Raw genomic sequence first — 9,181 nt, 5'->3', positions numbered from 1 at the left:
GTTCTCCGCCGGGACGCTGGTCACCGCGTTGCGGGCGGCGGGGCTGGCCGCACCGCCCGGCAGAGGGCCGCTGGCCACCGGGGTGCTGGCGCTGGGTGACATCGTGTTCGACCCGGTCAGCGGACGCGCCACCCGCGACTTTCGCCCCCTTTCCCTGCATCCGCAGGAACGGCTGCTGCTGGAACTGTTGCTGCGCCGGGCGGGCAGCGTGGTGCACCGGGCGGACATCGCCCACTGGTGTCTGGATTACGCCACGCCAATTCCGGAAAATGGCTCCCACGCGCCCCATGCACCCCACGCCCCCCATGCAGTAGACGTGCTGGTCTCGCGCCTGCGGCGCACCCTGGAACGCGCGGCGGGCTTTGGCGCTACCGGCACCACCGGCGGCACCCGCCTGTGCACGGTGCGCGGCGTGGGCTACCGGCTGGAAGCGGGCTGACGCCCGGCCGTTCACGATCCTTCGGAGTTGCGGCAACCGCCACGGCGCCCCGGAGCAGCAACCGTCCACCTCTCTGCTTCCAGCCATCTCCTTGCACCCTTCGGCCCGACGCGTCCTCCATATTCTCCACGCCCTTCGCGTCAGGCCCATCAGGCCCATTAAGCCCATCCGCCCCATCCGCCCCCCGTTCCCCTTGCCCCCACTCCGGGCTTGCGTCGCGGGCAAGCTTGTCGCATTGTCGCATTCCCGAACCCCGCCGCGCCGCCGACCGCCGGGACACTGCCCACGCGGCATGCCCGCCCGGCCCGCGCGAACCGTTTCGGGCTAACCAGTCTGGGCGAACCATAGCCATCACGCCGTCAGCACGAGGAACCCGTGACCTACCGCAATCTTTCCGCCTGCGTCGCCGATCTTGAACGCCACAAGCACCTCGTGCGCATCGACGCAGAGGTGGACGCCAACCTCGAAATCGCCGCCATCCAGCGCCGCGCCTACCGCGCTGGCGCGCCCGCCATGCTGTTCACGCGGGTGAAGGGCTGCCGCTTTCCCATGCTGGCCAACCTGTTCGGCACCATGGAACGCACGAAATTCATCTTCCGCGATACGTTGCGCGCCGTGGAAGGCATCTTCCGCCTGAAGCTGGACCCCTTCGACGCCTTCCGCCATCCCCTGCGCTACACCGGCGTGCCGCGCGCCCTGTGGTCCATGCTGCCGAAATCCGTGGCTGACGGGCCGGTGCTGCGCCACCGCTGCGCCATCAGCGACCTGCCGCGCCTGATCTCGTGGCCCATGGACGGCGGCGGCTACGTCACCCTGCCGCAGGTGTACACCGAAAGCCCCGACGCGCCCGGCCCCATGCAGTCCAACATCGGCATGTACCGCGTGCAGTTGGACGGCCCGGACTACGAGAAGGACCGAGAGGTGGGCCTGCACTACCAGATCCACAGGGGCATCGGGTACCACCACGCCCAGGCCCTGCGCCGGGGCGAGCCGCTGAAGGTGAACATCTTCGTGGGCGGGCCCCCCGCCATGACGCTGGCCGCCGTCATGCCCCTGCCGGAAGGCCTTGCCGAAATCCTGTTCGCAGGGGCCATGGCGGGCTTCCGCATTCCCATGATCCGTCGTCCCGGTGGCCTGCCCATTCTGGCAGAGGCCGACTTCTGCATCAGCGGCACCATCGCCCCGTACCAGAAGCCGGAAGGCCCCTTCGGCGATCACCTGGGCTACTACAGCCTGGCGCACGACTTTCCCGTGCTGCGGGTGGACGCGGTGCACCACCGCCCGGACGCCATCTGGCCGTTCACCACGGTGGGGCGCCCCCCGCAGGAAGACACCGTGTTCGGCGACTTCATCCACCAGCTTACCGCCGCCCTTGTGCCGCAGGTATTCGCGGGCGTGCGCGAAATCCACGCCGTGGACGCCGCCGGGGTGCACCCGCTGCTGCTGGCCATCGGCAGCGAACGCTACGTGCCCTACGCCGGCGAACGCCAACCGCAGGAACTGATCACCTGCGGCATGGCCCTCCTGGGTTCCACCCAGACCTCGCTGTCCAAGTACGTGCTGATCATGGCCCACGAGGACGCGCCCTCCATGTCCACGCACGACTTCCCCGGCTTCTTCACGCACATGCTGGAGCGCACCGACTTCACCCGCGACCTGCACTTCGTCACCCGCACCACCATCGACACCCTGGACTACACCGGCATCAGCCTGAACCAGGGCTCCAAGCTGGTGTGGGCGGCGGCGGGCCCGCGCAAGCGGGAACTGGCCGATACCCTGCCCGGCGACCTGCCGCTGGATGCGCGTTCGGACGACGACCAAGCGGTCACTTCGGGCGGCAGCTTCGGAGATCCGCGCCTGTTCGGCAGGGGCATCGTGGTGCTGCGTGGGCCCAAGCATACCGCGAAGCGCGACGAGCACGACCCGGCCATGCACGCCCTGGCCGCCCGCCTGGCCCATGCGCACGGACTGGACGGCCTGCCCCTGTTCGTGGTGGTGGACGACCCGGCCTTTACCGCCGCCAACTGGGACAACTTCCTGTGGGTGGTCTTCACCCGGTCCGACCCGGCCACCGACATGTATGGCGCGGGCGAATTCACCCACTGCAAGCACTGGGGCTGCACCGGCCCGCTGGTCATCGACGCCCGGCTGAAATCATTCCACGCCCCGGCGCTGGAAACCGACCCCGACGTGGAACGCCGCGTGGACGCGCTGGCCGCACCCGGCGGCCCGCTGCACGGCTACCTGTAGCCTCCGCCCCTTCCTTCCCCACTGCCCCCATCGCGCACCTTCCGGCGGCGCGGCGACCAGTTCGCCGCGCCGCCTCTCTCATCAACAACCATTTATAAACATTCCTCTTTGCCCCCGGCGCGGCATTCCGCCATCCCGACGTCACCCGTTTGCCACGCGCAAACCCCCTTTTCCGCTGTCCTTTTCTTGAACTTGTGCTACATTTGGCGTAATACTGCATGCCCATCCCTGCGGCACCGTTCTCTGGCGCGCCGTCGGGACAGTTTCCTACCGTTCGCAGAGGTTGCCATGCCCCATTCCGGCCCCGAGTTGCTGACCCGGCCCGCCGCCCCCTCCATTGCCCCCGCCCGCATTCCCGATGCGGACGCGGACACCGGCATGTGCACCGTTCCCCTGCAGCCCTTTGCCACCAAGATGGCCCGAGCCGGGCTGCCTTCCCCGCTTGTGGCGCTGTTCGCCTCCTATCTGGAGGAACTGGCCTGCGGCAGCACCGGGCTGATTCCCGAATCGGACATCCTGCCCGTGGGCCGCGACGACCTGCCCCTGCTGGACGACCTGGCCCCCTACGCCGCCACCGGACGCGCCCGCCTGCGCGAGGCCGCCTGCATCAAACTGAACGGCGGCCTTGGCACCAGCATGGGCATGACCCATGCAAAGTCGTTGCTGCCCGCCAAGGACGGGGCCACCTTTCTCGAACTCATCGTGCGCCAGGCCGAGCACCAGCGCCGTACCCACGGCGGGCCTTCACCGCTGCTGTTCATGAACAGCTTCTCGACCCACCAGGACACCCTGCGCGCGCTGGACGTGCTGGGCCTGCATCACACCGGCAGACCGGGCACCTTTTTGCAGCACCGCTTTCCCAAGGTGTCCCGGACAACCCTGCTGCCCGTGGAGTACCCGGAAAACCCGGACCTGGAATGGAACCCGCCCGGCCACGGCGACCTGTACGCCGCCCTGGCCCTGTCCGGGCACCTTGTCCGGCTGCTGGAATCGGGCCGCCGCTACGCGCTCATCTCCAACGCAGACAACCTGGGCGCCACGCTGGACCCGGCCATTCTCGGCTACCTCATGGAAGAGGACATCCCCTTCCTGATGGAATGCGCGCCGCGCACCCCGTCCGACCGCAAGGGAGGGCACCTGGCCCGCTCGCGCCAAGGGGGGCTGGTGCTGCGCGAACTGGCCCAGTGCCCGGACGGGGACATGCCCCGCTTCCAGGACATCGCGCGTTACGGGCTGTTCAACACCAACAACATCTGGCTGGACCTGCTCGCCCTGCGCCAGCACATCGACGAGCACGGCCTGCTGCGCCTGCCCATGATCCGCAACCCCAAGACCGTGAATCCCCGCGACCCCGATTCGGAAAAGGTCTGGCAGGTGGAAACGGCAATGGGCGCGGCCATTTCGCTGTTCCCCAGGGCGCGGGCCATCGTCACCCGGCGCGAACGCTTTCTGCCGGTGAAAAAGTGCAGCGACCTTCTGGTGCTGTGGTCCGACCGTACCCTGCTGGAACCCGATGGCCGCGTGCGCCCCAACCCCGCCTGCACCACCCCCAACGTGCTGGTGGAACTGGATGGCGCCCATTACGGCACGTGGGACCGGCTGATGGCCCGTTTTCCGCACGGGGCACCCTCGCTGCTGCACTGCGATGCGCTGGCCGTGCATGGCGATGTGCTGTTCGGCGGCAGCGTGACCGCGCGCGGGCGGGTGGTGGTGCGCAACCCCTCGTGCATGCAGGCCGTCATTCCTCACGGCGCGGTGCTGGAAGGCGACGTGTACCTGTGACCACGCCCCCAGCGTAGCTGCTCCGTTGCCGCACCCGCATCCCCGCGCTGCAGCGGGCGCGTTCGCCTTGGGGCACAGGGCATTCGCCTCATCCCGCTCCCCCTTCTCTCCCATGCCCCCCCATGCCGCGCATGCATGACCATGCGCGTAACCACGCGCGGCCATTTCTAGATTTTTTCTTGAGCTTTTTTTCACTCTGACCTAACGTGCCCCGTGAGACCGGTGTGCACGGGGGCATGCTTGGCAATTGCCTGCGCCCGTGTGGCGCGCATGCAGGCCATGCGGCCCGGCCCGCCGGAACGGAGACGCAGGTGGAGCACGTCGTGCCGCCGCCGTCACCGCCCCGCAGGACGACAGCCGCACCCCGAGCAGGGAGGGCGAACATGCCTCAGGTTGCCGCCAGGATATCGTCGGACCAGGAACGCTGGCTCAAGGACTACTTCCGCACCAAGAGCGCCGGGGCGGAATTCATTCTGCCGTGGGCCGTGGATACCTTTTTCCGCGCCATTTCCGCCATCAAGGGCATCTTTTCCGGGCCCGAACTCAAAACCATCATCGAGGCCCACCGCGACCTGCGCCTGCTGCCCGACCACACGCGGCTATCCTACCTGCTGCTGCGGGTCATGGACGCCTGCGACGTGGGCATGGTGCACACCAAGCACGGCGCCAGCAAGGCCAGCCTGGAAGCCAAGCTGAAACGCCTGGACGACACCCAGGCCACCGCGCTGATGGTCTGGGCCGCCGCCTACTGGGTCAGCCGCAACTGCACCGCCGACAGCCTGGACGAGTACATCAAGGAATACTGAGCCGTTGCGGTTTCGCTCCGCCGCCGGACCGTGCCCGTGTTGCGGGTTTGCCCGCAGACGAAGCGGGGCACCCCGAAAGAGTGGCAGCCCGGACACGACGCCAACACGACGCGGCAGCAACCGAACCGGACACCGGACAATGGGGCAACCGGACCACCGGACGGAACGGCAAGGGGCGCCGGATCATGATGATCCGGCGCCCCTTGCGTTTCCCCCACGGCGTGGCGGTTATCCGTTCTTCCCCGGCCCGGCCTCAGGCGTGAAAAAGCGCAGCCGTAGCGCATTGCTGACCACGGAAACCGACGAAAGGGCCATGGCCCCGCCCGCGATCATGGGCGACAGGGTGGGCCCGCCAAAGGCGTGCAGCAGCCCCGCCGCCACGGGAATTCCCAACACGTTGTAACCGAAGGCCCAGAACAGGTTCTGGCGGATGTTGCGCACCGTGGCCCGGCTGAGGGCAAGGGCCGTGAGCACCCCGTCCAGCCCGCCGCGCAGCAGCACGATGTCGCCCGCCTCCACCGCCACGTCGATGCCGGTGCCCATGGCGATGCCCACGTGGGCGCGGGCCAGGGCCGGTGCATCGTTGATGCCGTCACCCACCATGCCCACCACGTGGCCCTCGGCCTGCAACGCGCTGATGGCCTGTTCCTTCTGATCCGGCAGCACTTCGGCCCGCACGTCATCGATGCCCGCCTGCCGGGCCACGGCCAGGGCGGTGCGGCGATTGTCGCCGGTCAGCATCACCACGCGCACGCCCATGCCCCGCAGGCGGTGCACCACTGCCGGGGCTTCCGGCTTCAGCGGGTCTGCCACGCCCAGCAAGGCGGACATGCGGCCATCCACAGCCATGTACAACGGGGTGCGGCCCTGTTCGGCCAGCGCATCGGCACGGGCAGTGACGTGGGGTGCATCGTTCCCTGCCACGTTCTCCGCCGCCATGAAGGCCGCATTGCCGATGGCGACGGCCCGTTGCGCACCATCATCAGTCACCACACTGCCGCGCACGCCCTTGCCGGGCACGGCCAGAAAGTCCTGTACCGGCCACGGGGCTAGGCCGCGCTCCGTGGCTCCGGCGACCACGGCCTCGGCCAGGGGGTGTTCGGACAGGGCTTCCAGCGAGGCAGCCAGGCGCACCAGCGCGGGTTCGTCAAAAGGCGCGCTGCCGGGGGCTGGCGCGACACCTTCACCGCTGCCGGAAACGGGAACCACATCCGTCAGGCGCGGACTGCCCACAGTGAGCGTGCCGGTCTTGTCGAACACCAACGCGGTCAGCCGCCCGGCATGTTCCAGCGCCTCGCCGCTCTTGATCAGCACGCCCAGTTGCGCGCCGCGCCCGGTGCCCACCATGATGGAGGTGGGCGTGGCCAGCCCCATGGCGCACGGGCAGGCAATGACCATCACCGCCACGAAAATGCGCAGCGCAAACGTGAATTCCGCACCGGCGACATACCACGCCACGCCAGCCAGCACCGCCAGCGCCATCACCGCCGGGACGAACCACAGGCTCACCCGGTCGGCCAGATTGGCGATGGGCGCCTTGGACCCCTGGGCGTCCTGCACCAGCCGGATGATGCGCGCCAGCACGGTATCCGCGCCCACCCTTTCCGCACGCATGACGAACGAGCCGTGCCGGTTGATGGTGCCGCCCGCCACCGGGTCGCCGGGGCTCTTGGTCACGGGCAGGCTTTCGCCGGTCAGCATGGCCTCGTCCACGCTGCTGGTGCCCTCTTCCACCACGCCGTCCACGGCAATGCGCGCGCCGGGGCGCACCAGCAGCCGGTCACCGGCCCTCACGGAGGCCACGGGCACCTCGCGCGCCTCGCCGCCCTCCATGCGCAGGGCGGTGTCCGGCGCAAGCTCCATCAGGGCCTTGATGGCCTCTGACGTGCGGGTGCGCGAGCGCAGTTCGAAGTACTTGCCCAGCGACACCAGCGCAATGAGCACCGCCGCCGACTCGTAGTACAGGTCCATGACCCGCCGGGCCACCTCCACCCCAAGGCCGATCTCCACCGTGTTCCACAGGCTGTAGGCAAAGGCCGCGCCCGTGCCCACGGCCACCAGCGAATCCATGTTGGGAGCAAGGCGGGCCAGATTGCCGAAGCCGATGCGGTAGAAGTCGCGCCCGAACCACATCACCGGCAGCGTCAGCAGCAGTTGCGCCAGCGCGAAGCCGAACGGCGCATGGTGCGGATCGAGCCAGGCGGGCAGGGGCAGGCCCGCCATATGGCCCATGGACAGCACCAGCAACGGAATGGTGAAGGCGAATTCGCGCACCAGCTTGCCGCGCATGCGGGCGAGGCGGGCTGCGGCTTCCTCGCGCTGGGATTCCCACAGGGCGGTGCCGGAATCCTGCCGGGCCAGGATGCGCTCCGCCGAAAAGCCAAGGTCCGCGATGCGCGCGGGAATGGCCACTGCAAGGGCATCCGCCGCGTCCGGAGCCAACCCCGGCGCGGGGGTGACCTGGGCTGTTTCCGTGGCCAGGCTGACCGTGACGGCGGCCACCCCCTCCATCTGGCCCACGGCGCGCTCGATGCGCGCGGAGCAGGCCGCGCAATGCATGCCGCTCACGGCGTAGCGCAGCAGGCCGTCGTCAGGTTCGGCAGTGGATGCGAGATCTGGCAGCACGGCCTCGAAGCCAAGATCCTTCACCCGCGCGGCAATGTCATCCAGATGCAGGGCGGCGGGGTTCCACGCCACATCCATGGTCTCGGTGGCCAGGTTCACGCTGATGCGCGACACCCCGTCCATCTGGCCCACCATGCGCTCTATGCGGCCCGCGCACACCGCGCAGGTCATGCCGCGTACCGGCAGTATCTGCCGGGACAGGGCGGGGGCGACATCCCCAGCCGGAGCGGAAGAGGCGTCCCCTGCCTGGACGGGAGAGGTGCCGGAAGCAGTGGCGCGCTGTTGCGGACCGCCGGGCAATTCGTCGGACAATCCTTCGGGCGTGGTCATGCAGGCTCCTGCGGTCAGCGTCATGCGGTAGCAGACAAGGAAATTGCTGCCCCGGCACCGACCGAAACGACGTCCCCGGACCACGGCGGCCTGTTGCCAAACCGCACCCCGGAGCCTATGTTTTGAAAGGCGTTCTCATTGAAGTAATCCCGTGCCCGCCGCAAGGCAAGGGTGCGCGCACCATTCATGACCCGCAAGCCTAGGAGCCAGCCATGCCCAGCGTTACCGTGAAGGGAATGTCGTGCAATCACTGCAAGATGTCTGTGACCAAGGCCGTTGCCGGGATTTCCGGCGTCAAGGATGTGGACGTCAGCCTGGAAAAGGGCGAGGCCGCATGGACCGAATCGGCCCCGGTGGACGTGGACGCCGTGAAGGCCGCCATCCGCAAGGCCGGATTCGACGTGGAATAAACCCTTCCGGGCCACGCGCCGTGCCCTTGCGGGCGGCGGACATGAAAAAGCGGGACGGCGCATGGCCATCCCGCTTTTTGCGTTTGCGAAGTATCTCGACAGGTAGGGGCTGTTTCCAAATCGGGAAATCAGGACAAGCTCACCGGAATTTATTGGACGCGAACCTCGATGGTCTTTTCCCCGCTCTTGACCACTTCATGCTTGGCGGGTGCGGCCTTCAGATCCAGCACGATGCGGGTGTTCTCGCCGTAGCGGCCCACGCGCACCTTTTCGATGATCCGGTTGGAAGGCACCGCAGGCGCGGACACCGACCAGGCGCCGACCAGGTCCAGGGCCAGCCGGTCGGGGTTGGGCAGCACGATGTACTTGTACTGGATGGGCGCATCGCCTTGCAGATGCAGGATGGCCGTGCTGCCCGAGAACTTGATGGTGGCAGAGGTGATGGCATGGCCGCCCTTGGCCGCCTGCGGCGATGCAGGGGCAGGTGCGGCGGCCTGCGGCTTGGCGGCAGGAGCGGCCTGCGGCTTGGCGGCAGGGGG

Annotated in this window: 6 protein-coding genes and 1 pseudogene; 5 read left to right on the top strand and 2 right to left on the bottom strand. The window is 68.4% G+C overall.

All coding sequences use genetic code 11. The annotated features are described in order from the left end of the window. From FVW27_RS01235 to FVW27_RS01220, 4 genes and pseudogenes are all read left to right on the top strand, one after another. Positions 1 to 439, top strand: a pseudogene (locus tag FVW27_RS01235) (winged helix-turn-helix domain-containing protein); the annotation flags it as partial. A 375-nt stretch (positions 440 to 814) separates the two neighbouring features. Then, a complete protein-coding gene (locus FVW27_RS01230) occupies positions 815 to 2,689 on the top strand; it encodes a UbiD family decarboxylase domain-containing protein (RefSeq protein ID WP_167122032.1) in 1,875 nt (624 codons plus the stop codon). A gap of 288 nt (positions 2,690 to 2,977) precedes the next feature. After that, positions 2,978 to 4,471: a UTP--glucose-1-phosphate uridylyltransferase gene (locus tag FVW27_RS01225; protein WP_243838132.1), complete on the top strand. Its 1,494-nt coding sequence runs from the start codon at positions 2,978 to 2,980 to the stop codon at positions 4,469 to 4,471. 383 nt (positions 4,472 to 4,854) lie between these two features. Continuing rightward, on the top strand, positions 4,855 to 5,277 hold the full coding sequence (locus FVW27_RS01220) for a hypothetical protein (RefSeq protein ID WP_015946785.1): 423 nt from the start codon (positions 4,855 to 4,857) through the stop codon (positions 5,275 to 5,277). Positions 5,278 to 5,505: 228 nt separating this feature from the next. On the opposite strand, the gene FVW27_RS01215 is transcribed toward FVW27_RS01220, so the two are convergent. Further along, positions 5,506 to 8,232, bottom strand: coding sequence for a heavy metal translocating P-type ATPase (locus tag FVW27_RS01215; RefSeq protein WP_279586584.1), 2,727 nt, complete (start codon positions 8,230 to 8,232; stop codon positions 5,506 to 5,508). A gap of 212 nt (positions 8,233 to 8,444) precedes the next feature. On the opposite strand from FVW27_RS01215, the gene FVW27_RS01210 reads away from it, so the two are divergent. Then, positions 8,445 to 8,642: a heavy-metal-associated domain-containing protein gene (locus FVW27_RS01210; protein WP_167122030.1), complete on the top strand. Its 198-nt coding sequence runs from the start codon at positions 8,445 to 8,447 to the stop codon at positions 8,640 to 8,642. Between the two features lie 149 nt (positions 8,643 to 8,791). Here FVW27_RS01210 and FVW27_RS01205 read toward each other — a convergent pair. Then, positions 8,792 to 9,181 (bottom strand): AMIN domain-containing protein (locus tag FVW27_RS01205; protein WP_167122028.1); only part of this gene is annotated, 390 nt, incomplete at its 5' end.

Source organism: Nitratidesulfovibrio liaohensis (assembly GCF_011682075.1).
Taxonomy (GTDB): domain Bacteria; phylum Desulfobacterota; class Desulfovibrionia; order Desulfovibrionales; family Desulfovibrionaceae; genus Cupidesulfovibrio; species Cupidesulfovibrio liaohensis.
The sequence above is the reverse complement of the archived record's forward strand: the minus strand, read 5'-3'. Positions and strand labels throughout refer to the sequence as shown.

What these genes read in the sequence shown, in the direction of transcription:
- FVW27_RS01225 (WP_243838132.1), top strand. Translation starts at nt 2,978, where the DNA reads ATGCCCCATTCCGGCCCCGAGTTGCTGACCCGGCCCGCCGCCCCCTCC.
- FVW27_RS01220 (WP_015946785.1), top strand. Translation starts at nt 4,855, where the DNA reads ATGCCTCAGGTTGCCGCCAGGATATCGTCGGACCAGGAACGCTGGCTC.
- FVW27_RS01215 (WP_279586584.1), bottom strand. Translation starts at nt 8,232, where the DNA reads ATGACCACGCCCGAAGGATTGTCCGACGAATTGCCCGGCGGTCCGCAA.
- FVW27_RS01210 (WP_167122030.1), top strand. Translation starts at nt 8,445, where the DNA reads ATGCCCAGCGTTACCGTGAAGGGAATGTCGTGCAATCACTGCAAGATG.